Here is a 25,019-nt window from a genome sequence, read left to right as displayed (position 1 = left end):
GAATACGCGGCGGATAACTGATGGACGCTATATTTCTTCAAATCCTGAATGGTCTGGACAAGGGCGGTGCATATGCACTGATTGCACTTGGTCTGACCCTGGTGTTCGGCACGCTTGGCGTGGTGAACTTCGCGCATGGTGCCATCTTCATGATGGGCGCGTTTTGCGCGGTAACTCTGGAAAAACTTTTGACCCTCTCGGTCAAGGTCAAGGATGAGTCGGTCACCTTCTTTGACGCCTACAAGGAAACGCCTTACCTCGAACTGTGGTTTGGCGATACCGGAACGGCGATCATTGACTGGTCGGTACCGTTATCGATCATCCTGGCAATACCGGTGATGTTGTTAATCGGCATTGTCATGGAACGATCTCTCATCCGGTATTTCTACAAGCGTCCTCACGCCGAGCAGATTCTTGTGACCTTTGGTCTGGCCATTGTTCTTCAGGAACTGGTCAAGGCGACCTTTGGCGCAAACCCGATCCCGCAAGGGGCACCTGATATCGTTTCGGGTTCTGCAGCCGTTGGTGCGATCTTTGGTCTGGGCGAAGCTGTGGTTTATCCGTGGTGGCGTCTGATTTATCTGGCGTTCTCGCTGGTGACCATCGGTTTGGTCTTCTCGTTCCTGCATTTCACCACCTACGGGATGGTGGTGCGTGCCGGGATGGCTGACCGTGAAACGGTCGAACTTCTGGGCATCAATATTGAACGTCGCTTTACGATTGTGTTTGGCATCGCGGCCGTGGTCGCGGGTCTGGCAGGTGTGATGTATACGCCGGTTCTTCCCCCGGATTACCATCTGGGCATGGACTTCCTGGTGCTGTCATTCGTTGTCGTTGTTGTGGGTGGTATGGGCTCTTTGCCCGGTGCGGTGGCCGCTGGCTTCCTGCTCGGGATTCTGCAGTCCTTCTCGTCCATGACCGAGGTGAAAGACATCTTCCCCGGGATTGACCAGATCATCATCTACCTTGTTGCCGTCGTCATTCTGCTGACCCGTCCGCGTGGTTTGCTGGGACGCCGGGGCGTGATGGAGAGCTAAAAAAATGTCCAATACAAAAATCGTCTCGCCCAAAAAAGATATGATCTTCATGGCCATCCTTTCGGCCGTGGTCCTGACCATGCCTTTGTGGTTGCAGCCCTTCGGGGCGGCCTACCCTGATCTGATGCAGAAGTTCATGATCTTTGGCATCTTTGCCATCGGCTATAACATTCTGTTTGGTCTGACCGGTTATCTGTCCTTTGGTCACGCGGCCTTTCTGGGTGTCGGATCGTACACCGCCGTCTGGTCGTTCAAGCTGCTGTCGATGAACGTCATTCCGGCGATGATATTTGGCACGGTTCTGTCCGGTCTGTTTGCGCTCGCCATCGGCTTTGTGTCTTTGCGTCGTTCGGGGATTTACTTCTCGATCCTGACACTGGCCTTTGCGCAGATGTCCTATAACCTGGCCTATTCGGTTCTGACCCCGATCACCAACGGTGAAACCGGTCTGCAGCTTGAACAGTCCGACCCGCGCGTTCTTGATCACATGTCGGGCATCGTTCCGGACGGATCGCTTCCGACCCCGAACCTGTTCGGGATTGAGGGGATCGGGTATTCGGGCTTCTATATCTGTGCGGCCCTGATGCTGATTTCGTTCTTCATCTATCTGCGTATCTTCCGCTCGCCGTTCGGGCTTAAGCTGCGCGCGATCAAGTCAAACCAGAACCGCATGGGCTATACCGGGTTCAGCACGCGTCCCTATCTGATGACGGCCTTTGTCATCTCGGGCATGTATGCCGGTCTTGCCGGTTCGCTTCTGGCGGTGACCGATCCGCTGGCAGGGGCCGAGCGCATGCAGTGGACTGCATCGGGCGAGGTCGTTCTGATCACGATCCTTGGTGGTGTTGGGACGCTGATTGGTCCGCTTCTCGGCGCTGGTATCATCAAGTATTTCGAGAACATCTTCTCGGCCTTTAACGATACCGTTCTGCTTAACGCCTTCTCCTTCCTGCCGGACTGGCTGGCGCACCCGGTTGCATCCGTGGTCGGCCTGTTTGTTGGCGAAGGTTGGCATCTGACCCTTGGCCTTGTCTTCATGCTGATCGTGATCTTCCTGCCCGGTGGCATCATGGAAGGTATCAGTCGCCTGTCGCGTCTGCTGTTCAAGCGTAACAAGTCCGAGCCGAAATCCGACGGCCATGAAAGCAAAGAAAAAGAACAAACATCGGCGGGGGAGGTCTGATCCATGTCCGAATACATTCTTGACGTCACCGACGTCGACAAGAACTTTGGCGGTCTGCAGGCGCTTTCCGATATCAACCTTCGGGTCAAGGAAGGCACCGTGCACGCAATCATCGGGCCAAACGGTGCAGGCAAATCGACATTGCTGAACGTGATTGTCGGGCGCCTTGCGCCAAGCCGCGGTCGTGTGTTGCTTGGCGATCAGGTTCTGACCGGCAAGGAACCGCACGAGATCAACCAGCTTGGTGTTGCACGTGTTTTCCAGACGCCGGAAATCTTCCCGGAACTGTCGCTTTTGCAAAATGTGATGGTCCCGGCCTTTGCCAAGCGCGAAGGCATTTTCAAGATGAACTTCCTCAGCAGCCTGTTTGCGGAGAAAGAAGTCCTCGAACATGCCGAGCATCTTCTTGAAGACGTCGGTCTGCTTGAACACAAGGATCATCTTGCCGGCTCCATGTCACGTGGTGACAAACGCCGTCTGGAACTGGCCATGTGCCTTGGCCAGCATCCCAAGCTGTTCCTGCTCGATGAGCCGACAGCGGGTATGTCCCGCCATGACACCAACCGCACGATTGATCTGCTCAAACGGATCAAGGAACGCGGCATGACCAAGGTGATCATTGAACACGACATGCATGTTGTGTTCAGCTTGGCTGATCGCATCAGTGTATTGGCTCAGGGCGCCATCATTTGTGAAGGCACGCCCGAAGAAGTACGTAACGACCCACGGGTCAAGGAAGCCTATCTCGGAGGGGAAACGGTATGAACGCTTTGCCAAAACAGGAACCCGTCCGCAAAAAGGGTGGAGATCCGGCGTTTTTCTCGGTCTATGACATCCACGCCTATTACGGTGAAAGCTACATCGTCCAGGGGCTGTCCTTTGACATCCGCGAGGGTGAAATTCTTGCCCTTCTCGGACGTAACGGGGCGGGCAAGACCTCAACGCTGCGTACCCTTGCGCGCATGGGGGATCCGGAGCTCAAGCACGGTGAAATCTGGCTTGATCACCAGCCGTTGCACGAAATGAAGGCATGGCAGGCTGCACGCCTCGGCCTGCAGCTTGTGCCGGAAGATCGGCGCATCATTCCGGGCATGACGGTTCAGCAGAACCTTGAACTTGCCCAGATCGCCGAGCCGCATGGCTGGTCGATCCAGCGCATCTATGAACTGTTCCCGCGCCTTGGCGAAAGGGCGGAACAGGAAGCCATCACCCTTTCCGGTGGCGAACAGCAGATGCTGGCGATTGGCCGTGCACTGGCCCGCGACATCAAGCTCCTGCTGCTTGATGAGCCTTATGAAGGTCTGGCACCGGTCATTGTTCAGGAAATCGAAAAGACGCTGCAAAACGTCAAGAAGCTTGGCATTACCACCATCATTGTTGAGCAGAATGCGATTGCGGCCCTGAAACTGGCTGACCGTGCCATCATCATGGATAGCGGCGAGATCGTCTTTGACGGGACCGCGCAGGCTGTTCTGGATGATGAGGAACTGCGTGATCAGTACCTTGCGATCTGAGTCTTTCTAGCATCTTTTGCTTGGGGGGAAGTTTCCGAAGCTTAGTTGTAAGGGGGGCTTCGGAACAGGTAAGGCCGTGCCTACGGGGCGCGGCCTTTTCCGTTGTGTGTAGGGTGTTGTGCAGATGGCGGCTCAGACGCCAATCGCCATACCGTCACTGCGCGGATCATGTGCACCATCGACAAAGCCGTCACCCTCGATGCGAATGATCCCGGCCTGACCGGCAAGCGCACTTTGTTGCTCAATGGCGCGCAGGATGTGGCCACGTTCGGCCAGTTCGTCAAACACGTCATCCCCGGCATCGACTTCAAGTTTCAGGCTGTCATTGGTATCTGAAAACGTCTTGCCCAACAGAAAGCGCGGCTTGGCAAGGGCGTCCGCCGGCGACAGGCCGAAATCAAGCAACCGGGTTAACAGCATGGCAAGCGTTTGCGGCTGTCCGTCGGCGCCTTGCGTCCCATAGAGCAAATGCGGCTTGCCGTCTTTCAGCGCCATGCCGGGGTTCAGCGTATAGAACGGAAGCTTGCCGGGTGCGAAGGCATTCGGGTGGGCGGGATCGGTGCTAAACGCCGCCCCGCGATTTTGCCAGACAATGCCGGTATCGCCCGCGACAACCCCGCTGCCCCAATCGAAATAGGTGCTTTGCAAGACACTTGCGCAATTGCCATTGGCGTCCTTGGCGGCAAGGAACACTGTATCGCCATGCCGGAACGGATACGGCCATTCAAGTGCCTTGGTGGGCGAGATGTCTTTGGCATCGGATGCCAACCCGGCCTGGTCGAGAAGGGCTGCAAAATCGGTGTCGGTGAAAGCGGGGTCGGCGATCTGATCGCGCTTCAAGAATGCGCGTTTGATCGCCTCAACCACCAGATGGTAGTGATCCGCTGTTCCTTCGGCCCAGTCCTTGTCACCCAGTTCGCGCAACACACCCATGGTCATAAGTGTCGCCAGCCCTTGCGTTGGGGCAGGCGGGGCAAACAGGGTCACGTCACCATAAGGAAGTGAAACCGCATCGACGGTTCTGGTATGGGTTTTTGCTAGATCAGCTTTGGTGATCGGCGATCGGGCTGCCGACAGGCCCTTGATAATCTGATCCGCAAGCCCGCCTTCATAAAAATCACGCGCACCAAATTCGGCAATGCGTTTCAGGCTGTTGGCCAGTTGCGGCTGCTGGAAGGTTTCGCCGGCATTGGGCATGCGACCCTCTGGGGTGAAGACATCCATGAAACCCTGCCAATTGGCGATTTCCTCTTTGCGGAAATCAAGCCAGAAGCATTGTGACGGACTGATCGCAAAACCGTTTTCTGCTAGGTCAATCGCGGGTGTGATCAGCTCCGACAGGCTTTTGGTCCCGCCCCAGTTGCTTGCCGAATGATCAAGTGCGTGTTGCCAGGAATCCACTGTACAGGCCGTGGTCAGCGTGGATCCCGGACCACGCAACGGGATTGGGGTACCCGGCGTGATGTTATCGCCACCGTTTCCAGCCGCCTGACCAATACCAAGGAAAGACTGCACGCTTCCGGTGTCATCGGAAACCATCCACACCGCATCACCGCCAATACCGCAGAAATGCGGGTAGGTTACCGCTAACACGGCGGTTGTCGCGACAACCGCTTCAATCGCGGTGCCGCCATCGCGCAAGACTTGCGCCCCGGCTTCGCTGGCTGCCGTGCTGGGGCTTGTCACCATGGCGCGATGTTTGGATGGATTTGGGTGTGCGGTCATGGGCCTGGTTCTTTCAGCCAAAGTGGTTGCGTTTAAATTGGTTCGGGTTGCGCGTGGATCGGTTCTGGTGAAATTGCATGCAATCCTTTATACAAGCGCAGGTAATAAAATCTTCGAAACAAGAAACTTGGCGGATCGGGATGAAAGCTGCGGACAAGGCAAAGCATCGCACAGACATGATCAGTTCGGCATTGCGTTCGGCAATTCTCGAACGCGTGTTGATGCCCGGCATGAAGCTGCCCGAAGATTCGCTGGGTGAGCGTTTCGGCGTCAGTCGAACCCTGATTCGCCAGTCGCTTGAACGGCTTGCCGCCGAAGGTCTGGTGGAGCTTCGGCGCAACAAGGGTGCGATGGTTGCCAAGCCCAGCCTTGAAGAAGCCCGCGATCTGTTTGAACTTCGCACCCAGATCGAAGACCTTGTCATCAGCCGGGTGATCAAGAATATGAGCCCGGAATTGCTGGCCGAGCTTGAAGCCCACCTTGCCAAGGAAGTCGAGGCCGAAAACGCGTCCGAACCAATTTCGATCCGGCTTGCCACTGAATTTCACATCCTTTTGGCAAAGCTTGCCGGAAGCCCGGTCCTCCTGCGTTATGTTGAGGAAATCGGCTATCGCTGCGGCCTGACCTTGTCGCTCTATGCCCGCCCGCATTCGACCGATTGCGGTATTCAGGAACACCGCCAGATCATCGAGGCCCTGTCCAAGGGGGACGAGGACGCGGCGCGCAAACTGATGCGCCATCATCTGACGGCGGTTGCCGACCGGGCCCTGTTTACGACTGAGGAAGGCGGGCCGCTTCTGTATCTCGACGCGCTGGAACCCTATGCCAAGAAGGTCCGCGACGGAGGGGCCTAATTCACCACTGCGATCACACAGCTGATAACCCGCCATCTGCAATGGCGGGCAAAAGATTTGCTGTATGGTCTGTATGTGTTGCATGCAATCGCAGCTATGCCTTGATGCCCTTGCGGATCAGAATGCGTTCCGCGCTTTCATTCCAGACATCCATTTTGACGATCTTGCCGTTTTCAATCACGAAACGGTCGATGTACCGGTTGCCTTCAAACGGGGTGCCATCGGGCCATTCGCCATACAGCCAGCCGGTGCTGTACACAACAGTCTGGCCATTGGTCTGCGCAACATCGAACTGGCCGAACTTCTTTTTCACCCATTTATAACGTGCCGCGTTAAAGGCGGTCGTGCCCGACGGGTGGTCGTATTTCTGACCGTCAGTAAAGGTGATGACGACATCATCCGACATAAAAGTCGCGGCCAGTTCCGGGTCGGGCTTCATGGATGCATCAAGAAAATCACGCACCGTCTGCGCCTCTGGCGGCAAGGTATCAAGCACATTTTCCGCGGTCTGGTCACTCATTAGAAGGTCCTCTGTTATCGGCAATTGATCTGAAACAGCATAAACGCTGTGCAGAAATTTTGCATGCACTAATTTTATGCAAAAATTGCATGCAATTTGCGTATACATGAGGCATTTCTGCTTTGAGGAGTAACAGAAAAATTCGCAAAGCGTTGATTTTAAATGATTCTGATTCTTGGCATGGCCTTTGCTGCAGTGCGGTGACGATTTGGTGCGCAACACGCATTTGCGACGCCGGACGACGCAGACACATAATCAGGGAGTCTCACATGCCTATTTCTTCGCCTTTGCCAAGAATAACACGACGTGCCGCCCTTCTGGGCGCGGCTGCTGCAATGATGTTTGCCGCAGTTCTGCCTGCCCATGATGCCCGTGCAGACGACACCATCAAGCTTGGCCTTGTTGCCGCCCTTAGCGGCCAGTCGGCCAAATCGGGTGAAGCCATCACCCGCGGCATTACGCTTGCGATGGACAAGATCAATGCCGAGGGTGGCGTTCTGGGCAAGCCGCTTGAACTTGTATCGCGTGATGATGAAAGCAACCCGGGCAAGGGGCTGGTTGCCGCCCGTGAACTTGCCCAGCGCGAAGGCGTTGCTGCGATCATTGGCGGTCTTGATACGCCGGTATCCTTTGCCATCGTGCCGTACGTTAACCAACAGAAAATTCCGTTCATCGGTCCATGGGCCGCTGGCACCGGCATCACCAAAAACGGTGCGGATGAAAACTATGTCTTCCGTGTTTCGGCCGTTGATGAATATGTCGATGAAGCCATCACCGAATATCTGATCGCCAATTACGGTGCCAAGAAACCGGGCATGATCCTGATCAACAACCCTTGGGGGGAGTCGAATGAAAAGGGCTTGCTCAAGGCGCTTGAAAAACGCGGCATGGACCATGCCGGGATCGAAAAGTTTGAATCAAACGACGTTGATGTTGTCCCGCAGCTGACCCGTCTGAAGGAAAATGGCGCTGATTCCCTGTTCGTCGTTGCCAACGTGGCCCCGACCGCACAGGTGATCAAGTCGCTTGATCGTATGGGTTGGGATGTTCCGATTTCCTCGCATTGGGGTCCGGCCGGTGGCCGCTTCACCGAACTGGCAGGCAAGTCGGGCGAAAAAGTCCATTTCATCCAGACCTATCTGTTTACCGATCCGGCCAATCCGATGTTCGTCAAACTTCAGGAAAAATTCCCGGAGATCGAAACCCTTGCCGACGTAACCCCGGCAACGGGCATTGCCAATGCCTATGACGCGACCCTTCTGATCGCAGCGGCGATTGAAAAGGCCGGTTCGACCGATGGTCCCGCCATTCGCGAAGCCATGTACGAAATCAGCGGTGTTGAAGGCATGATCAAAACCTATGACACGCCGTTCACCCCGGACGATCAGGATGCGCTTGGTCCGGAAGACTACACCTTCGCGCATTTCGTCGAAGGCCAGATCATTCCGATCAAATAAGCACTTTATCAAACTCGGATGGCGCGTTCCCCAATGCGCGCCATCCGGGGATTTATCCATTTTAAATGATGCACGCATGTGCACGGCATAAGCAGGCAACTGGCAATGACACTCTTAATCGCAGCTCTGATAACCGGCATCGGTCTGGGCAGTATGTATGGCCTGATCGCGCTTGGCTTCCAGATTACTTATTCGGTGTCCTCCAAGGTCAATTTTGCCCAAGGGTCGATGGTGATGCTGGGCGCCGTTCTGGGCTTTGTGTTTTGCGAGCGATACGGTTTCCCGGTCATTGTCGGCTATCCGCTGGCCATTCTGTGCTGCGGGCTTGCCGGTATCATGGTGGAATTTTTCCTTGTCCGCCCATTTGCCGTTCGCAATTCCGAAGCCTGGCTGATGGCAACTGTCGCAGGTGGTATTTTGCTTGATAACGCCGTGCTGTTTACCTTTGGCAATGAACCCCGCACGCTGCCATCCGCCCTTGTCGGTGAAAGCTGGAATGTGTTTGGCACCGGTGTTTATCCGCAACAAATCCTGATCCCGGCTGCCGCCATTGGTGTGGCCTTGGCGCTGAATGCGCTGTTCCGCCGGACCCGTCATGGTCGCGCCCTTTTGGCCGTTGTGCAAAACCAACAGGCGGCCAAGCTGATGGGGATCAACACCACATTGATGGTAACCGGGTCCTTTGCCATTTCATCCATGCTGGCGGGCTGTGCCGGGCTTTTGATTGCGCCGCTATTTTCGGTGCATTCGGATATGGGCACGCTGTTTGGTCTTAAGGCCTTTGCGGTGGCCATTCTGGGCGGCATGACATCGGCTTATAGCGTGATGTTGGCTGGCTTTATCTATGGCTTGGTTGAGGCCGGTGTGACCACCTATCTCGGTTCGTCCTACACCTTCATCGTCGTCTTCGCGCTTGTCATCGCGGTTCTGACCATCAAACCCAGTGGCCTGTTTGGCCGTGCTGCGATCAAGAAGGTCTGATGATGAAACGCGATATGAAGCTTAAAAATCCCATGCCCAAACTCAACAAACCCGTCGCCCTTGATGTGACGATCCTCGCTGCCATCATCGCCGGATTGATCGGCGTTGCCATCACGGGCGGCTATACCCAGTTCGTCATCGGTCTTGTCGCCATCACCACGGTTTTATGTGTTGGCTTGAACGTTTTGTATGGCCTGACCGGTCTTGTGTCGCTGGGGCAGGTTGGTTTCTTTGCCATCGGCGCCTATGCCAGTGCGATCTTGACCTTGGCGGGGCTGAATTTCTGGCTGGCACTGATTGCTGCCACCGTGATTGCCGGATTGGCGGGCTGCGTCTTGGCCCTTTCGGCGGTGCGGATGGCGGGGCCGTTCCTTGCCATGGTGACGATTGCCTTTGCCTTTATTGTCGAACATGGCGCGATTGAATGGCGGGTGCTCACCGGTGGGCAAAATGGCCTGATGGGCTTCCCGATGCCCGAACTGTTTGGCTATATGTTTAGCGAACGTGACCTTGTCATGCTGTGCGTTGTTCTGGCCGGGGTCGCGCTTTTGGCGTTCCGCCGTTTGGCGATCAGTGGCTGGGGCATGGCGATGACCAGCATGCGCGATGCCGAAATTGCCGCAAGTTCGCTGGGCTATAACGCCTTTGCCGTCAAGGCGACCGGCTTTGCCATTGCGGCTGCCATGGCGGGGCTTGCCGGGGCGTTGTTTGCGCCGCTTATGATGTTTATCGCTCCTTCCAATTTCCCGCTCAGCCAATCAATCCTGTATCTGTTTGCCGTCATTCTGGGCGGGGCGGGCACGGTTCTGGGGCCGCTGGTGGGGGCTTCGGTCTCGGTGCTGCTGCCGGAATTTCTCGCCGACTTTGCCGAATATCGCCTGCTGATTTTTGGTGGTCTTTTGATCGTGGTTCTGTTGATTGCCCCGCGCGGCATTGTCGGCGTGATCGCGCGCTTCATCCCGCTGATCAAGCGCGGTGTCACCGCAACCCCGGCCAACGAGATCGAGGCAGGATTGAAAGCCTACGCCAAATCAGATGGGCTGGTGGTTGAAAACCTGTCCATTGCCTTTGGCGGGGTAAAGGCGGTCAATCGCGTGTCCTTTACCGCCAAGCCGGGTGATGTGACATCGATCATCGGCCCGAACGGGGCGGGTAAAACCACGCTTCTGAACATCATCAGCGGGTTTTACAAACCAACCGAAGGAACTGTTTGCATCGGCGATCAGGACATCGCTGGCAAGCCGACCGATTTTGCCGCCCGCAATGGCATTGCGCGCACCTATCAGGCGACCCGTTTGTTTGAAAATATGTCAGTGATCGACAATGTGATTGCGGGCATTCCGGTTGGCCGCTTTGGCAAGCCGTTCAGTGCGATTGCCTCAGACGCCAACCGCAACCATGCCGCCGGGCTTCTGGCCTTTTGTGGCTATGGCGGGGATATCGATGCCCGTGCCGGTGATTTGCCGCATGTCGATCGCAGGCTGGTTGAAATTGCCCGGTCCCTTGCCACCAAGCCCGGTGTGCTGTTGCTGGATGAACCGGCTGCTGGTCTGATGCATGCCGATAAGGTGTCACTGGCGAAATTGCTGCGCCAGCTGGCCGATGCCGGGATTACCGTGGTTCTGGTAGAACATGATATGGAAATGGTCATGGGCATTTCCGATCAGATTTTGGCGGTTGATGCCGGCACACCGATCATCTTTGATACACCCCAGGCCGTTCAAAAAGACCCGCAGGTCATTGCCGCCTATCTTGGCGATGGTGAAATGAAGGCCCGCCCGCGTCCGATCCCGTTTGAGGCTGGGGACTCCCCGGTGATTGAAACCCTGCGTCTCACGGCTGGTTACGGTGCCGCACCGGTTCTGCATTCCATCGATCTTAAAGTCCGTCAGGGCGAAATGGTCGCACTCTTGGGCGCAAACGGTGCGGGCAAGTCAACCTTCCTGACCGCACTGGCCGGGTTGCTGCGCCCCGTGGATGGCAAGATCGTTTTGAACAACGAGTATATCCATGACCTTGCCCCGCATCAGATCGTGCAGCAGGGCTTGGTTCTGGTGCCCGAAGGCCGTCAGGTTTTCCCGGAACTGACCGTGCGCGAAAACATCGAATTGGGGGCTTATAAGCAACCCAAACCGGTTAGTTCCGATGAACTTGAAGCCATCCTGAACCGTTTCCCGCGTCTGCGCGATCGCATCAACAGCCAGGCCGGTTTGTTGTCAGGTGGGGAACAGCAAATGATGGCAATTGCGCGTGGTTTGGTCGCCAAGCCCAAGGCGCTGTTGCTGGATGAACCATCGCTTGGTCTGGCGCCGGCCATGGTCGAGGAGCTCTACGCCATTCTGGGCGAATTGCGCGACGAGGGTGTCACCATCCTTCTGGTCGATCAGATGGCAACCATGGCACTTTCGGTGGCCGATTACGCCTATGTCCTTGAACAGGGGCAGGTGGTCGCCAAGGGCAAGGCTGCCGATTTGCGGCAGGACGAACGTCTGATTGCTGCTTATCTTGGTGGTGCTGAACAAGGCAATAATAACCCTGAACAGGGAGCACACGAACATGCTTGATTATCTGGTGAGGAACGCCTGCCTGCCCGGTGAAAGTTCGCTTGTCGATCTGGCCGTGGCGAACGGAAAGATTGTTGAAATTGGCACGTCGATTGGCGGCGACGCCCCAAGCTTTGATGCTGCGGGTCAGTTGATCAGCCCGGGCTTTGTTGAAAGCCATATCCACCTTGATAAGGCCTGCATCCTGGATCGTGCCAAAAACGAAACCGGCACGTTAAAGGGTGCGATTAGTGCGGTCGCCAATGCCAAAAGCGGCTTTACCGAGGATGATATCTACGCCCGTGGTGCGCGTGTGATTGAAAAGGCAATTACCGAGGGCACCAATGCGGTGCGCACCCATGTGGAAATTGATCCGGGCATCGGCTTGGCGGGCTTTGACGCCATCAAGCGGCTCAAGGCCGATTATGCCTGGGCAATGGATATCGAAATTTGCGTCTTCCCCCAGGAAGGCCTGTTTAACTATCCCGGCACCGAGGAACTGTTGCGCGAGGCGCTTGATAACGGGGCTGATCTGCTGGGTGGCTGTCCTTATATGGATACCGATCCGAATGGTCAGATCCTGCGCCTGTTTGAAATGGCGCGCGAATACGATGTCGATCTGGATTTCCATCTTGATTTCGACCTTGATGCCAGCTGGCGGCATCTGGATGAAGTCGCCAAACAATCCATCGCCTTTGGCTGGCAGGGCCGAGTGATGATCGGCCATGTGACCAAGCTGTCGGTGCTGCCCAAACCCGAACTTGAAGACACCATTGCCATCATGCGCGATGCCGGGATCGGCCTGACCGTATTGCCCGCGACCGACCTGTTCCTGACCGGGCGCGATCATGATCATTCTGTGCCGTGCGGCGTGGCCCCGGCGCACAAGCTTGCGGAACATGGTCTGTGCTGCACGATTGCGACCAACAATGTGCTGAACCCGTTTACGCCCTATGGCGATTGTTCGCTGTCACGTATGGCAAACCTTTATGCCAATGTCAGCCAGCTTGCGACCGAGGCCGAACTTGAAACCTGCTTTGCCATGGTGTCAGACGCCCCGGCCAAACTTCTCGGCCGATCGAACAAGATCGCAGTTGGCGAAGCGGCCAGTTTCATCGTCTTGCCCGCGCAAAGTCGGGCCCAAGTGGTCTCCGAAATCAGCCGCCCGATTTGGGGCATGAAAGATGGGCGGGTGACCTTCGAACATCCCGCCGCCCGGTTGTTCACACCGGCATAAAAAATGCAGCGTTTTCAAACAAAAAGCCTGTCGATGCATCACTGCACGGACAGGCTTTTTTGCTAACAGGGTGGGGCACCTGTTTGCTGGGTATCAGGCGTTATTTCGGTGAACGGCCGTACTTGCAGGTGATGTCAACTTCGCAGCGTTCAATACCGATATCATCCAGCAGATTGCTGGGCGCATTGCGCAGAAAATCCATGTCACGGGACAATTTGCGGGCATCGGCCCATTGGCGATGCAAAAGGACAAGCCAGCGCCAAACAGATGCGCCCGAAACCGGCGCAACATTGGTGGTGGCGGCGAGGGAGGTATGTGTCATCTGTGCTGGCATGATGCTGGCTCGCTAGTTTGATTTGCTAATAAGGGAACAAAGTTTCCTTCGAACCCACAAGCAATTTACGCTTCGATTATGTGAAACAGCGCGCAAAGTTCGCAAATCCGTGCGAGATTTTCGCAATGATTCGACAAAAACGATTTTCTTTCTCAGGCCGCATCAGTCATGTTTGCACACAGGGTGTTACATCATCTTTTGGGATACTGAACCTTGGCGGAACTCGATAAATTTGACCGTCGCCTGCTGGAACTGTTGCAGGAAAACAGCCGCCTGACAGGCAATGAACTGGCAGAAAAGGTCGGGCTGTCTGCAGCAGCCTGTTTGCGCCGGGTGCAGCGTTTGCGTGAAACCGGGGTGATTGAGCGCGATGTTGCGATTGTCTCGCCCAAGGTGTTTGGCAAGAAGATGACAGTGATCGTGCTTCTGACCATGGAACGCGACCGCCCGGATCGTTTTATGCTGATGCGTGATGCCTTTGCCAAAATGCCTGAAGTTGTGCAGTGCCATCATGTGACCGGGGCGCATGATTTTGTGTTGCGGATTCAGGTTGGCGACATGGAAGAATACAGCGAATTTGTCGAGCGGGTATTTCACGAACCCTATGTCAAACGCTATGAAAGTCTGGCGGTTTTGGGGTCGCTGAAATAAAGGTGGCAAGCAGCGTGCCCGCGTTTTTTTTGTTTAAGCCTTGTCAATTTGAAGCCTGTTTTTTTTGGCTTGGCATTTAGCGAATTTCCTTGCCTGATCAGCTGCACGCGCTAACACTCGCTTTCATGACAAGCCAGAATGTGGAAGAGAATCCGAATGCTATTCGGCAAGTGAAGGTACTGGCCTTGCTTGGGGCTGTGCTGCTTGTCGGGGCGAATTCATTTGTTTTAAGTCCGATCCTGTCAGAAGTGGCAGGTGGGCTTTCGACGCAAACCTATCATGTGGCTTGGGCGATTTCGGCGTTTGGCGCGGCGACGGCGGTGTCGGCATTGACCCTGGCGGGGATGATCGACCGGATGTCGGTTGGTCGTGTTTTGGGAGGTGCGGCCCTTCTTTTGGCCGTGGCGCAGGTTTCAAGCGCGCTGAGCCAGCATTGGATGTGGTTGTGTCTGTCGCAGGCACTGGCCGGGGTGGCGGTTGGTGTCTTGTTGCCGGGATCCTATGCCACGGTCACCGCCACAGCGCCCAAAGGGCGCGAGGCCGCGCGGCTTGGCGTGGTTCTGACCGGGTGGGCGTTATCACTGGTGGTGGCAGTCCCCGCCGCAGCCTTCATTACCGAGCAATTTGGCTGGCGGATGGTTTATTTCCTGATGGCTGGTTTGTCGGTTCTGGTGGCCGGTGTTTTGGTGATTTTGCTGTCGGATGTGCGTGGCGGGATGACGACGCGGACATCGCCGTTACGCGCGTTCTGGCTGCCCGGTGTTTGGCAACTGTTGGCGGTGATGCTGGTTTACATGACGGCCTTTTACGGCTGTTTTGCCTTTTTCGGGGTTGGTGTGCGCACGGCCTTTGGCCTGACAGCACAGGGAAGCGGTATGTATGTCATGGCCTATGGCATCGGATTTGGCGCCATGGGATTTGTTCTGGGTGTGGTATCGCCCAAAATTACCCGTGGGTATCTGTGTTTGGTGTTGATCGCGATTGCGACAAGCTATGCCACCTGGGGATTGACCCTGCAAAGCCAGATCAGTGCATTGGCGGGAACCGCCATTTGGGGGATGCTGAATCAGCTTGGCCTGAATGCGATGGTGGTGTCGCTGAACCGTCAGGCGTCCGATGCCCGCGGGGCGGTGATGGGGCTTAATAGTGCGGTGACCTATTCGGCGGTGTTTGCCGGGCCGATGATCATGGGGCCGATTTATGCCGGGTTCGGCTTTGCCGCCATGGCCGGGCTTGGGTCCGTTTTGGTGATTTGCGGTGTGATCGTCAGTTGGCGAAGTGCCTGAGGCGAAACCACGTTCAATCCAATCCACATGGATCGAAAAAACGAAAATGGCGGGTCGAAACCCGCCATTTGCATGTGTGTCTGAGTATGTCGCTTAGGAGAAGTCGAGCGCGCGGTCGCCGTTGGCATCCTTGATGCGGGTCGGAAGACCCATGCCGTTCAGCAAGTTCAGGAACGGTTTGGATGGCAGGTCTTCAACGTTTGCCATCTTTTTCACATCCCATTCGCCGGTGGCGATCAGCATCGCAGCCGCGACGGGCGGAACACCAGCGGTGTAGGAAATGCCCTGGCTTCCGACTTCGTTGTAGGCGTCCTTGTGGTCGGCCACGTTATAGATCAGGACTTCGGTTTCCTTGCCGTCCTTCGTGCCCTTGACCAGATCACCGATGCAGGTCTTGCCGGTATATTCCGGTGCCAAGGAGCTTGGATCTGGCAGGCAGGCCTTGACGACCTTCAGCGGTACGACTTCCTGTCCCTCGGCCGTGGTCACCGGTTTTTCGGACAGAAGGCCGATATTGTTCAGAACCGTGAAGACATTGACGTAGTGATCGCCAAAGCCCATCCAGAAACGCACATTTGGCACATCAAGGTTCTGCGACAGGGAATGGACCTCGTCATGGCCGGTCATGAAGGTCTGGCTTTCGCCGACAACCGGCATGTCCCAGATCTTTTTGATCTCGAACATCTTGTTCGACTGCCATTTGCTGTCCTGCCAGGAATAGACCGTGCCGGTAAATTCGCGGAAGTTGATTTCCGGATCGAAGTTGGTGGCAAAGTATTTGCCGTGGCTGCCAGCGTTGATGTCGATGATGTCAATTGAGTCAATCTTGTCGAAATAGTCTTCGACCGCCAGTTTGGCATAGGCGTTCACCACACCCGGATCAAAGCCGACACCAAGGATTGCGGTGGTGCCAGCGGCTTCGCATTCTTCGCGGCGCTTCCATTCATAGTTGGCATACCATGGCGGGTTTTCGCAGATTTTGTCCTGCTCTTCATGGATGGCGGTATCAAGATAGGCGACACCGGTTTTAATGCAGGCCGACATGACCGGCATGTTGATGAAGGCAGAGCCGACATTGATGACGATCTGGCAGCCGGTTTTTTCGATCAGGGCTGCGGTTGCATCAACGTCGGTGGCATCCAGCGCGTGACCTTCTAGAACGCCGGGGTTCTTGAGATTTTTCTTTTCATGGATGCTGTCGATGATGGCCTGGCACTTGGATGCCGTGCGCGATGCGATATGAATATCGCCAAGCACGTCATTATGCTGCGCGCATTTATGTGCAACGACCTGGGCGACGCCACCTGCGCCGATAATCAGAACATTCTTTTTCATGTCGGGCCAAAAACTCCCCTGTTTTGAGAGGTGGAGCACTGCGTGCTCCGGTTCGCTATGAAAACTGCGCTTTCGCTAATTACGAAAGGCTCGAAACGTAGTCGTCAAAGGTGAACTCACGCACGATGCGCTCTGTTCCGTCGAGTTCCCGGATCACGATGGACGGCATGCCGACCCCGTTAAACCAGTTCTTTTTCACCATGGTGTAGCCAGCCGCATCCTGAATGGAGATACGGTCGCCGACCTTGATCTCGTTTTCGAAATCAAATTCGCCAAATACGTCGCCGGCAAGGCAGGACTTGCCGCAAATCATGTAGGAATGATCGCCCGTGTTTGGCAGCACCTTGGCATTTTCGCGATAGATCAGAAGATCGAGCATGTGCGCTTCGATCGAGCTATCGACGATGGCAAGGTTTTTGCCGTTAAACAGGGTATCAAGCACCGTGACCTCAAGGGTGGTGCTGTTGGTGATCGAGGCTTCGCCGGGCTCAAGATAAACCTGCACGCCGAACTTTTCCGAAAAGGCCTTAAGCCGCGCACAGAATTTATCGAGCGGATAGTCATCGCCCGTGAAGTGAATGCCGCCGCCGAGGCTGACCCATTCAACGCGCGACAGAAGCGACCCGAACTTTTCTTCGATATCGGTCAGCATGCGATCAAACAGATCAAAGTCGGCATTTTCGCAGTTATTGTGGATCATGAAGCCGGAAATCTGATCCATCACCGCTTCGACCTTGGCAACGTCCCATTCGCCCAGCCGCGAAAACGGGCGGGCCGGATCGGCAAGATCAAAGCTTGAGGTCGAGACCTGCGGGTTCAGGCGCAATCCACGGACAATGCCGGATGCGTGATCGGCAAAGCGGGTCAGCTGGCTGATGGAATTGAAAATGATCTTGTCGGCATTTTCGATCACCTCGCCGATTTCATCATCGGAATAGGCGACACTGTAGGCATGCGTTTCCTTGCCGAATTTCTGACGGCCCAGCTTGACCTCATAAAGCGACGACGATGTGGTGCCATCCATGTAGTCCGACATGAAGTCAAACACCGACCAGGTCGCAAAGCATTTAAGCGCCAGCAACGCCTTGGCGCCGGAATGTTCGCGCACATAGGCGATCTTTTCCATGTTGCGCAGCAGCTTGGACTTGTCGAGTAGGTAATAGGGCGTTGCGGGCATGGAGGGCTCTCTACAACTATGTCACGGGGAATGCGGATTAACTCGGAACGCGCGATCAGGCTTAAAAGTTCCGGGTTTGGGCAAAATCACCAATCTGGTGGCAGCGCGCCTGCGTCTAGTGATCGGCCTGACGGTGCGTCATCCAATAGACGGAGACAGATAAACTGTATTCATTCATCAGATGCCTCCATCCTTCGGGGTGCTGCCAATGGGTTTTGCTGCGTCCCAATAGCAGCGGGGGCGGGGGCGGTCAATACTGCAATGTCGCCTTTATTAGGCGATTTCGCGTGTCTGTGCATGTTGTGGTTTCGTGACGGTTTGATCAAGGGGCAATTGCATTGATTTCCAAACGCTATTGCCCCATCTGTTGATCATGGATGCTGCTTGCGCGTACCATCAGGTGTGACGGATGTCGCAGCGATCATAACAGGGATACATTCAGACGGAGGAGGCCCATGTCACCTGCACCTGTAAGTGTTGACCATCTTGCTTTTCCGACCCGCGATCTCGAAGCCACCGACCATTTTTATTCCAAGGTGGTGGGGGCGACACTTGTTCATGCGGAAAGTGGCTATAGCCCGTCGTGGAAATCCGATTATTTGCTGATCACCTATACCTTGCCCGATGGCACGCGGCTGTCATTTTTTGACTGGCCGGCCGATACCGGGCCTTATCCGGATGACCCGGAAATGCCTGATGATGTGTTTCATATCGGGTTGCGGTGTGATGCCCCGCGCGATGTGATTGCCTGGCAAAACCACCTGTTCCAGCACAAGGTGGTGTATCACAGCGAGGATGACGGCAAGTCGCGCCGTCTCTACATGCGCGATCCCAACGGCATCCGGTTTGAAATTTTTGCCTCCGAAATTGCCAAATCCGGCGAGGATCACGAGGGAAATGCCCGGTCGGTCTTCGGCGAATGGCAGAAGATTTCGGGCAGTTAAGCAGTTAAGAGGGGCAGGGGCCGGTGCTTTGACGGATGATCAGTTCGGTCGGGACGATCACCGGGCCGCTGTCATGGTGCGCAGACGGGATTTTTGATCCCAGCCGATCCAAAAGCAGGGCGATGGCCTGTTCGCCAAGACGGCGGCGCGGTTGACGCACGGTGGTGATTGGCGGGTCATAGGCCGCGGCATGCGGGATGTCGTCAAAGCCGACAACCGATAGATCTTGCGGGATGCGAAGCCCGACTTCCTTGGCCGCGACAATCACCCCGATGGCCATGCCATCACTGGCACAACACACCGCCGTCGGTCGGGTTTTGGCATCTGCCAACAGGGCACGGCCCGCCGCAATCCCGGAATCGATGGAAAAATCACCGCGATAAATCAGGTTTGGCTCACTTGTGATGCCCGCCGATTTCAGCGCCCGGCGATAGCCGGTCACGCGGTCCGTGGTCAGGATGTTGCCCGTCGGGCCGCTGACATGGGCAATGCGGGTATGGCCCAGATCAATCAGATGGCGGGTGGCGACAAAGGATGCCTCGTCATTATCAATGATCACGGTTGGCAACGCACATCCGGGAATGCGTTCGCAGGCAATCACCACCGGTGAGGTCGCATTTGCCGGGGCCTTGGCGAGTGGGGCGGGCAGCCTGCCATTCAGCAAAATCATGGCATCGGCCTGATTGCTGCGCAGATAGGCGGCATAGGTTGCTTCGCGTTCGGGATCGTTTTGCGTATCACCAATCAGAACGTTATAGCCCGCCTGACTGGCACCCTTTTCAATGCCCGAGAGAATCGACGAGAAGAACGGGTTTCCGATATCGGGCACCAGCAACAGGATCATGCCCGAACGGTTCAGACGCAGGTTTCGCGCCATGACATTGGCGGTGTAACCGGTCGCGGCGATGGCGGTTTGCACTTTTTCGCGTGTGGTTTCGGAAACCACATCGGGTTTGTGCAAGGCCCGGCTGACAGTGGCAATAGACACGCCTGCCTGGCGGGCAACATCTTCAATCGTCGCGATTTTTTCGGTCATTCTTCTTCCTACTCCGCCGGTCGCAGACTGTCCAGCGGCATTGCATATCCGATGTGGCAGGTGATTTTGGTCACTCGGAGAGAAATGTAAAGGTTTACATTAAAAATGAAAACGTTTACACAGGGCGAGGGTCAGGGCCCACTAATTTGGTTTAGATGGTTGACCGGATTTGTGCGGATACGCGGAGGAAAACCGCAGGAAGATATGCATCTTTCAAGGTTTTTCGACAAATTAGGCCGTGCAAATCCGGTCAATCCGAAGGACAGACGTTATATCTGCGAACTCCGGCGTCATATCCCTTGGTCGGGATGCCGACCCGACCGGCGGGCTGTTCCTTGGATTTCACAGATATAACGTCTGCCATCGAAATCAAATTAGTGGGTCCTGACCCTAATCAAGTTGATCGCAAGAAATGCGACGCTAGGGAGGATATATTCATGACGGATGCGGCCGTTCACGCCGTTAATCCCGATCCGGATGCGCGCGTGCGCCTGTCCGGTCGGCAGATTTGCAAGTCATTTGGGCCCGCACAGGTGCTTTTCGATGTATCCATCGATCTGCGCGCAGGCGAAGTGCATGCGCTTTTGGGTGAAAATGGCGCTGGCAAATCGACATTGGTAAAAATCCTGTCTGGCTATCATCAACCGACCAGCGGCGACCTTACCCTTGATCAGGCACCGGTCACATTCGAAGACAGCGAAGTTGCCGAAAATCATGGCGTCATCCTGATCCATCAGGAACTGAACCTGGCCGAGCAACTGACCGTTGAAGAGAACATCTTTCTGGGCCGAGAGATCAAGCGGGGCTGGTTCCTGGATAAGGCCGCGATGCGGCTGGAAAGCAAAAAGCTTCTGGATCAGCTGCAATGCGATGTTGATCCGCGTGCGCGCATCAAGGACCTTGCGGTGTCGGATCGGCAGATGGTGGAGATTGCCAAGGCACTGTCGAAAAACGCCGATATCTTGATCCTGGATGAACCGACGGCGGTTTTGACCGGGCGCGAGGTTGATATCCTGTTTGACCAGATCAAACGCCTGCGCGAGCAGGGTGTCGCGATCCTGTACATTTCCCACAAGCTTGACGAGATCAAGGCGATTGCCGACCGGGTAACGGTGCTGCGCGATGGCCACCTGATCACGACCGAGCCGGTGGCCGAAGTTGAAAAAGATGACATGGCGCGCCTGATGGTCGGTCGTGACATCAAACAGATGTTCCCCGACCGCGAACCGGTCGAAGCCCATGATGTTGCAATGTCGGTGCGGGATGTCTCTGTCGAAGGGCAGGTGCGCGACGCCAGTTTTGACCTGCGGCGTGGTGAAGTTCTGGGCTTTGCCGGGATTGTCGGGGCAGGACGGACGGCGTTGATGGAGGCCATCATTGGTCTGCGAGACCGGACATCTGGCGATATAGCGCGCAATGGCAAGATTGTCCCAATCAACAGTCTGCAGGATGCCAAGAAATGCGGCATTGCCTATCTGACCAAGGACCGCAAGGGCAGTGGGTTGTTGCTTAATATGGATATGCGACCCAACCTGACTTTGCTGGCGCTTGAAAAATTCGGGACCTTCATTATCGACCGCAAGGCCGAAGAAGCCGCCCTTGCCAAGGCAATTGAGGCCTTTGACATTCGCGCGGCCGATCCGAAAACCAAGGTGGGTGATTTTTCCGGGGGCAACCAGCAGAAGCTGTTGCTGGCCAAGGTGATGGAAACCGACCCGGAAGTCGTGATCATCGACGAGCCGACGCGCGGCATCGATATCGGCACCAAAAGCCAGATTTATCATTTCATCGGCGATCTTACCAAACGCGGTAAATCCGTCATTCTCCTGTCGTCCGAAATGCCGGAAATGCTGGGCCTGTCTGATCGCATCGCGGTCATGGCGGCCGGGCGGATCACCGGCATTCTTGAAGGCAACGACCGCAACGAGCATGAAATCATGCGGCACGCGACAGGAATTTCAGGCAAGCAGGGAGTGTCTGTTCATGAGTAGCCTTGAGCGCACTGAAGCTTCGACTTCGAGTGGTTTCAATATCGATTTCAAAGCCTTGGGTCCGTTTTTGGCCCTCGTTGGTTTGTTCGTTCTGGGCACCGTCATCAATGACGCGTTCTTAAGCGGCGGCAACCTTTCGAACATTTTCACCCGTGCGGCCTTTATCGGCATCATCGCGGTGGGCGCGACCTTTGTGATTACCGCAGGCGGCATTGACCTTTCGGTGGGGTCGATGGCAGCGTTTATTTCGGGCGCGATGATTGTTGTGATGAATACGCTTGTCGAAACACTCGGCGCCGGTGTCGAGACGGTTCTGATTGGTATTCTGGTCAGTGTGTTGCTGGGGATTGCAGCCGGTGCAGTCAATGGTCTTGTCAGCACCAAGGGCAAGATCGAGGCATTTATCGTCACGCTGGGCACGATGGGGATTTACCGTTCGCTTGTGACCTATATGGCGGATGGTGGCACGCTGTCGCTTGATTTCGGGGTGCGCGGCGTTTATCGCCCGGTCTATTACGGCGATGTGTTGGGCATTCCAGTGCCTGTGCTTGTGTTTTTTGCGGTCGCAGTTGTCGGCTATGTGCTTTTGAACATGACACCATTCGGGCGCAAATGTTTTGCCATCGGTTCGAATGAGCAGGTCGCACGTTATTCCGCCATCCATGTCGACCGTGTGAAGACGCTGACCTATGTCATTCAGGGTCTGTGCGTGTCGGTTGCGACCATCATTTATGTGCCACGCCTGGGGTCGGCATCCAGTTCGACCGGGGTGCTTTGGGAACTTGAGGCAATTGCAGCCGTGATCATTGGCGGCACGATGCTGAAGGGCGGTTATGGCCGGATCTGGGGCACGGTTGTTGGCGCGATCATGCTGACCACGATTGGCAATATTCTGAATTTGACGGATGCGATCAGTAACTATCTGAACGGAGCGGTTCAGGGGCTGATCATCATCGTTGCGGTGTTCCTGCAGCGCGGGGACTGGCGACGCAAAAAGAGCAAATAACCGGCGATCAACGTCCGGGAAGAATGTGAAAACGCATCATTTTTTTTGATCAGGAGGAAACGTTGATGAAAACGTTTACAAAATATCTGGGGGCCGCCTGTGTTCTGGGCCTTGGCTTGGCATCGACCGGCGCAATCGCACAGGAGAAGATCAAGATCGGGGTTTCGATCCCGGCGGCGACCCATGGTTGGGCCGGTGGCCTGAACTGGCATGCCGAACAGGCGGAAAAGCGCATCGAGGCAACCTATCCGAATATTGATATCATTGTGGTCAGCGCGAATGGTGCAACCGAACAGGCCAACGATCTTGAAGATCTGGTGTCGGTACAGGATATCGATGCCCTGGTCGTTTTGCCGTTTGAGTCTGACCCGCTGACCGTTCCGGTCCAGCAGGTCAAGGAGGCCGGCAAATTCGTGACCGTGGTTGACCGCGGTCTTTCGCTTCCGGGGATCGAAGACGTTTATGTCGCTGGTAACAACCCGGAGCTTGGCCGTGTTTCGGGCGAATATATCCGCGGACGTCTGAATGACGAGGGCAAGATCGTTGTTCTGCGCGGTATTCCGACCACGATTGATACCGAACGCGTAGATGCGTTTGTTGAAGAGCTTGAAGGCACGAACATCGAAATCCTCGATATGAAACATGCCAACTGGAACCGCGATGACGGGTATGAAGTGATGCAGGACTTCCTGTCGCGCTTCCCGGAAATTGACGCGGTCTGGGCACAGGATGATGACATTGCCCTTGGCGTGATCGAGGCCGTAAAGCAGGCGGATCGTACTGATGAGATGTTCATCGTTGGTGGTGCTGGCATGAAAGACATCATCAAACGCGTGATGGATGGTGATGAACTGACCCCGATTGATGTTCTGTATCCGCCGGCGATGATCGCAACTGCGATGGACGTGACGGTTATGAAGTTCACCTCGAACGCACCGGTTGAAGGTCGTTACATTCTGGGCGCAACCGTCGTCACCCAGGAAAATGCCGAGAACTTCTATTTCCCGGACAGCCCGTTCTAAGAAGAATTGATTGGGACACGCATGATTGCGTCGGGCGCACCGCGCCCGACGCAGCCAACTTTCCACAGAAATCCAACGTCACGCAGCTAAAGAGGTCTGAGATGAAAACGCTTAAGGGACCGGCGATCTTTCTGGCGCAATTCGCTGGCGACGAAGCCCCGTTCGACAATCTTGATTCCATTGGCCGTTGGGCCGCGTCACTGGGATACAAGGGTGTTCAGATCCCAAGCTGGGACAAACGCCTGTTTGACGTCGAAAAGGCGGCCGAAAGCAAGGATTACTGCGATGAAGTGATCGGAAAACTCGGCCAGCATGGCGTGGAGTTGACCGAACTTTCAACGCATCTTCAAGGGCAGCTTGTGGCTGTTCACCCCGCCTATGACGAGATGTTTGACGGCTTTGCCGTACCGGAAGTACGCGGCAACCCGAAAGCGCGCCAGGAATGGGCGGTCAATCAGGTCAAGGCGGCGATCAAGGCATCAAGCCATATGGGTATCAAGGCCCATGCAACATTTTCCGGCGCATTGGCCTGGCCATTTGTTTACCCGTGGCCGCAACGCCCGGCCGGGTTGATCGAAACCGCCTTTGACGAACTTGCCAAACGCTGGACACCGATCCTTGATGCGGCTGACGCGGCGGGTGTTGATGTTTGTTATGAAATCCATCCGGGCGAAGACCTGTTTGACGGGGCAACGTTCGAGATGTTTCTGGAACGCGTGAAGAATCACCCGCGCGCCAACATCCTGTATGATCCAAGCCACTTCGTATTGCAGCAGCTTGATTACCTTGATTTCATCGATATTTACGCCGATCGTATCCGTATGTTCCACGTCAAGGATGCCGAATTCAATCCAACCGGTCGACAGGGGGTCTATTCCGGGTATCAAAGCTGGGTTGATCGGGCAGGCCGTTTCAGGTCGCTTGGTGACGGGCAGGTAGATTTTGGCGCGATCTTCTCGAAACTTGCGGCGATTGATTTTGATGGTTGGGCCGTGCTCGAATGGGAATGCGCGCTTAAACATCCTGAAGACGGTGCCCGTGAAGGAGCCGAATTCATCAAAAACCACATCATTCGTGTGACAGAGAAGGCCTTTGACGACTTTGCCGATGGTGGCACGGACGAGGCGGCAAACCGCCGCATCCTGGGCATCGATTAGGTCATCACACGGGCAGGACTTTTCCATCC

The 25,019-nt window shown here is 55.6% G+C and carries 22 protein-coding genes; 16 read left to right on the top strand and 6 right to left on the bottom strand.

From position 1 onward, the window contains the following. Window positions 1-20: 20 nt before the first annotated feature. The 4 genes from HED22_RS12430 to HED22_RS12415 are packed head-to-tail and all read left to right on the top strand — an operon-like array spanning window position 21 to window position 3,734. Entirely contained in the window at window positions 21-1,037 is a 1,017-nt protein-coding gene (locus HED22_RS12430; protein ID WP_167722651.1) for a branched-chain amino acid ABC transporter permease, read from the top strand. A gap of 4 nt (window positions 1,038-1,041) precedes the next feature. Beyond that, on the top strand, window positions 1,042-2,220 hold the full coding sequence (locus HED22_RS12425) for a branched-chain amino acid ABC transporter permease (protein ID WP_167722649.1): 1,179 nt from the start codon (window positions 1,042-1,044) through the stop codon (window positions 2,218-2,220). A gap of 3 nt (window positions 2,221-2,223) precedes the next feature. Then, complete coding sequence (locus tag HED22_RS12420; protein ID WP_167722647.1) at window positions 2,224-2,985, top strand: ABC transporter ATP-binding protein; 762 nt, start codon at window positions 2,224-2,226, stop codon at window positions 2,983-2,985. Further along, window positions 2,982-3,734, top strand: a complete 753-nt coding sequence (locus HED22_RS12415) for an ABC transporter ATP-binding protein (protein WP_167722645.1) — start codon at window positions 2,982-2,984, stop codon at window positions 3,732-3,734. The genes HED22_RS12420 and HED22_RS12415 overlap by 4 nt, the downstream gene beginning before the upstream one ends. 132 nt (window positions 3,735-3,866) lie before the next feature. On the opposite strand, the gene HED22_RS12410 is transcribed toward HED22_RS12415, so the two are convergent. Continuing rightward, on the bottom strand, window positions 3,867-5,459 hold the full coding sequence (locus tag HED22_RS12410; RefSeq protein ID WP_217701889.1) for a gamma-glutamyltransferase family protein: 1,593 nt from the start codon (window positions 5,457-5,459) through the stop codon (window positions 3,867-3,869). A gap of 140 nt (window positions 5,460-5,599) precedes the next feature. On the opposite strand from HED22_RS12410, the gene HED22_RS12405 reads away from it, so the two are divergent. Further along, entirely contained in the window at window positions 5,600-6,313 is a 714-nt protein-coding gene (locus HED22_RS12405) for a GntR family transcriptional regulator (protein ID WP_167722643.1), read from the top strand. A gap of 94 nt (window positions 6,314-6,407) precedes the next feature. Here HED22_RS12405 and HED22_RS12400 read toward each other — a convergent pair whose 3' ends face one another. Continuing rightward, window positions 6,408-6,833 (bottom strand): nuclear transport factor 2 family protein, encoded by a 426-nt coding sequence (locus HED22_RS12400; RefSeq protein WP_167722641.1) that lies wholly within the window; start codon window positions 6,831-6,833, stop codon window positions 6,408-6,410. Window positions 6,834-7,102: 269 nt separating this feature from the next. Between HED22_RS12400 and HED22_RS12395 the strand changes: the two genes are divergently transcribed. The 4 genes from HED22_RS12395 (at window position 7,103) to HED22_RS12380 (ending at window position 13,051) form a co-directional block, all read left to right on the top strand. Continuing rightward, the gene (locus HED22_RS12395; protein WP_175581233.1) at window positions 7,103-8,290 is read left to right on the top strand and encodes an ABC transporter substrate-binding protein; all 1,188 of its coding nucleotides are present in this window, start codon (window positions 7,103-7,105) and stop codon (window positions 8,288-8,290) included. A gap of 105 nt (window positions 8,291-8,395) precedes the next feature. Beyond that, the gene (locus tag HED22_RS12390) at window positions 8,396-9,271 is read left to right on the top strand and encodes a branched-chain amino acid ABC transporter permease (RefSeq protein WP_167722638.1); all 876 of its coding nucleotides are present in this window, start codon (window positions 8,396-8,398) and stop codon (window positions 9,269-9,271) included. Beyond that, a complete protein-coding gene (locus HED22_RS12385; RefSeq protein ID WP_167722636.1) occupies window positions 9,271-11,835 on the top strand; it encodes a branched-chain amino acid ABC transporter ATP-binding protein/permease in 2,565 nt (854 codons plus the stop codon). The genes HED22_RS12390 and HED22_RS12385 overlap by 1 nt, the downstream gene beginning before the upstream one ends. Then, window positions 11,828-13,051 (top strand): amidohydrolase family protein, encoded by a 1,224-nt coding sequence (locus HED22_RS12380; RefSeq protein WP_167722634.1) that lies wholly within the window; start codon window positions 11,828-11,830, stop codon window positions 13,049-13,051. The genes HED22_RS12385 and HED22_RS12380 overlap by 8 nt, the downstream gene beginning before the upstream one ends. A gap of 100 nt (window positions 13,052-13,151) precedes the next feature. Here the strand turns inward: HED22_RS12380 and HED22_RS12375 are convergent, their stop codons facing one another. Beyond that, window positions 13,152-13,373, bottom strand: coding sequence for a hypothetical protein (locus tag HED22_RS12375; protein ID WP_167722632.1), 222 nt, complete (start codon window positions 13,371-13,373; stop codon window positions 13,152-13,154). A 225-nt stretch (window positions 13,374-13,598) separates the two neighbouring features. On the opposite strand from HED22_RS12375, the gene HED22_RS12370 reads away from it, so the two are divergent. Next, window positions 13,599-14,036, top strand: coding sequence for an Lrp/AsnC family transcriptional regulator (locus tag HED22_RS12370; RefSeq protein WP_167722630.1), 438 nt, complete (start codon window positions 13,599-13,601; stop codon window positions 14,034-14,036). 125 nt (window positions 14,037-14,161) lie between these two features. Then, complete coding sequence (locus HED22_RS12365) at window positions 14,162-15,322, top strand: MFS transporter (RefSeq protein WP_167722627.1); 1,161 nt, start codon at window positions 14,162-14,164, stop codon at window positions 15,320-15,322. 93 nt (window positions 15,323-15,415) lie between these two features. Here the strand turns inward: HED22_RS12365 and HED22_RS12360 are convergent, their stop codons facing one another. Both HED22_RS12360 and nspC read right to left on the bottom strand, forming a co-directional pair. Beyond that, on the bottom strand, window positions 15,416-16,657 hold the full coding sequence (locus tag HED22_RS12360) for a saccharopine dehydrogenase family protein (protein ID WP_167722624.1): 1,242 nt from the start codon (window positions 16,655-16,657) through the stop codon (window positions 15,416-15,418). Window positions 16,658-16,736: 79 nt separating this feature from the next. Continuing rightward, entirely contained in the window at window positions 16,737-17,834 is a 1,098-nt protein-coding gene (nspC, locus tag HED22_RS12355) for a carboxynorspermidine decarboxylase (RefSeq protein ID WP_167722621.1), read from the bottom strand. A 455-nt stretch (window positions 17,835-18,289) separates the two neighbouring features. Here nspC and HED22_RS12350 point away from each other — a divergent pair, with 455 nt between their 5' ends. Then, window positions 18,290-18,778 (top strand): VOC family protein, encoded by a 489-nt coding sequence (locus tag HED22_RS12350; protein ID WP_167722618.1) that lies wholly within the window; start codon window positions 18,290-18,292, stop codon window positions 18,776-18,778. A gap of 4 nt (window positions 18,779-18,782) precedes the next feature. On the opposite strand, the gene HED22_RS12345 is transcribed toward HED22_RS12350, so the two are convergent. Further along, window positions 18,783-19,814 carry a LacI family DNA-binding transcriptional regulator gene (locus tag HED22_RS12345; RefSeq protein WP_167722615.1) on the bottom strand — a complete coding sequence of 344 codons (1,032 nt, stop codon included), beginning with the start codon at window positions 19,812-19,814 and terminating at the stop codon, window positions 18,783-18,785. A gap of 437 nt (window positions 19,815-20,251) precedes the next feature. Between HED22_RS12345 and HED22_RS12340 the strand changes: the two genes are divergently transcribed. From HED22_RS12340 to HED22_RS12325, 4 genes are all read left to right on the top strand, one after another. Beyond that, window positions 20,252-21,805, top strand: coding sequence for a sugar ABC transporter ATP-binding protein (locus HED22_RS12340; protein WP_167722612.1), 1,554 nt, complete (start codon window positions 20,252-20,254; stop codon window positions 21,803-21,805). Next, complete coding sequence (locus tag HED22_RS12335; protein ID WP_167722609.1) at window positions 21,798-22,811, top strand: ABC transporter permease; 1,014 nt, start codon at window positions 21,798-21,800, stop codon at window positions 22,809-22,811. The genes HED22_RS12340 and HED22_RS12335 overlap by 8 nt, the downstream gene beginning before the upstream one ends. 65 nt (window positions 22,812-22,876) lie before the next feature. Further along, window positions 22,877-23,833: an ABC transporter substrate-binding protein gene (locus HED22_RS12330; protein ID WP_167722606.1), complete on the top strand. Its 957-nt coding sequence runs from the start codon at window positions 22,877-22,879 to the stop codon at window positions 23,831-23,833. Between the two features lie 101 nt (window positions 23,834-23,934). Continuing rightward, on the top strand, window positions 23,935-24,990 hold the full coding sequence (locus HED22_RS12325) for a sugar phosphate isomerase/epimerase (RefSeq protein WP_167722604.1): 1,056 nt from the start codon (window positions 23,935-23,937) through the stop codon (window positions 24,988-24,990). Window positions 24,991-25,019: the final 29 nt, after the last annotated feature.

The organism is Thalassospira sp. HF15 (assembly GCF_011806525.1).
Taxonomy (GTDB): Bacteria; Pseudomonadota; Alphaproteobacteria; order Rhodospirillales; family Thalassospiraceae; genus Thalassospira.
This window is presented reverse-complemented; position numbering and strand designations above follow the sequence as displayed.

Excerpts from the sequence above, each read along its gene's own strand:
- HED22_RS12335 (WP_167722609.1), top strand. The coding sequence starts at position 21,798 with ATGAGTAGCCTTGAGCGCACTGAAGCTTCGACTTCGAGTGGTTTCAAT.
- HED22_RS12350 (WP_167722618.1), top strand. The coding sequence starts at position 18,290 with ATGTCACCTGCACCTGTAAGTGTTGACCATCTTGCTTTTCCGACCCGC.
- HED22_RS12395 (WP_175581233.1), top strand. The coding sequence starts at position 7,103 with ATGCCTATTTCTTCGCCTTTGCCAAGAATAACACGACGTGCCGCCCTT.
- HED22_RS12375 (WP_167722632.1), bottom strand. The coding sequence starts at position 13,373 with ATGACACATACCTCCCTCGCCGCCACCACCAATGTTGCGCCGGTTTCG.
- nspC (WP_167722621.1), bottom strand. The coding sequence starts at position 17,834 with ATGCCCGCAACGCCCTATTACCTACTCGACAAGTCCAAGCTGCTGCGC.
- HED22_RS12430 (WP_167722651.1), top strand. The coding sequence starts at position 21 with ATGGACGCTATATTTCTTCAAATCCTGAATGGTCTGGACAAGGGCGGT.
- HED22_RS12340 (WP_167722612.1), top strand. The coding sequence starts at position 20,252 with ATGACGGATGCGGCCGTTCACGCCGTTAATCCCGATCCGGATGCGCGC.
- HED22_RS12345 (WP_167722615.1), bottom strand. The coding sequence starts at position 19,814 with ATGACCGAAAAAATCGCGACGATTGAAGATGTTGCCCGCCAGGCAGGC.
- HED22_RS12425 (WP_167722649.1), top strand. The coding sequence starts at position 1,042 with ATGTCCAATACAAAAATCGTCTCGCCCAAAAAAGATATGATCTTCATG.
- HED22_RS12360 (WP_167722624.1), bottom strand. The coding sequence starts at position 16,657 with ATGAAAAAGAATGTTCTGATTATCGGCGCAGGTGGCGTCGCCCAGGTC.
- HED22_RS12400 (WP_167722641.1), bottom strand. The coding sequence starts at position 6,833 with ATGAGTGACCAGACCGCGGAAAATGTGCTTGATACCTTGCCGCCAGAG.
- HED22_RS12330 (WP_167722606.1), top strand. The coding sequence starts at position 22,877 with ATGAAAACGTTTACAAAATATCTGGGGGCCGCCTGTGTTCTGGGCCTT.
- HED22_RS12390 (WP_167722638.1), top strand. The coding sequence starts at position 8,396 with ATGACACTCTTAATCGCAGCTCTGATAACCGGCATCGGTCTGGGCAGT.
- HED22_RS12415 (WP_167722645.1), top strand. The coding sequence starts at position 2,982 with ATGAACGCTTTGCCAAAACAGGAACCCGTCCGCAAAAAGGGTGGAGAT.
- HED22_RS12365 (WP_167722627.1), top strand. The coding sequence starts at position 14,162 with ATGACAAGCCAGAATGTGGAAGAGAATCCGAATGCTATTCGGCAAGTG.
- HED22_RS12420 (WP_167722647.1), top strand. The coding sequence starts at position 2,224 with ATGTCCGAATACATTCTTGACGTCACCGACGTCGACAAGAACTTTGGC.
- HED22_RS12385 (WP_167722636.1), top strand. The coding sequence starts at position 9,271 with ATGATGAAACGCGATATGAAGCTTAAAAATCCCATGCCCAAACTCAAC.
- HED22_RS12325 (WP_167722604.1), top strand. The coding sequence starts at position 23,935 with ATGAAAACGCTTAAGGGACCGGCGATCTTTCTGGCGCAATTCGCTGGC.
- HED22_RS12410 (WP_217701889.1), bottom strand. The coding sequence starts at position 5,459 with ATGACCGCACACCCAAATCCATCCAAACATCGCGCCATGGTGACAAGC.
- HED22_RS12380 (WP_167722634.1), top strand. The coding sequence starts at position 11,828 with ATGCTTGATTATCTGGTGAGGAACGCCTGCCTGCCCGGTGAAAGTTCG.
- HED22_RS12405 (WP_167722643.1), top strand. The coding sequence starts at position 5,600 with ATGAAAGCTGCGGACAAGGCAAAGCATCGCACAGACATGATCAGTTCG.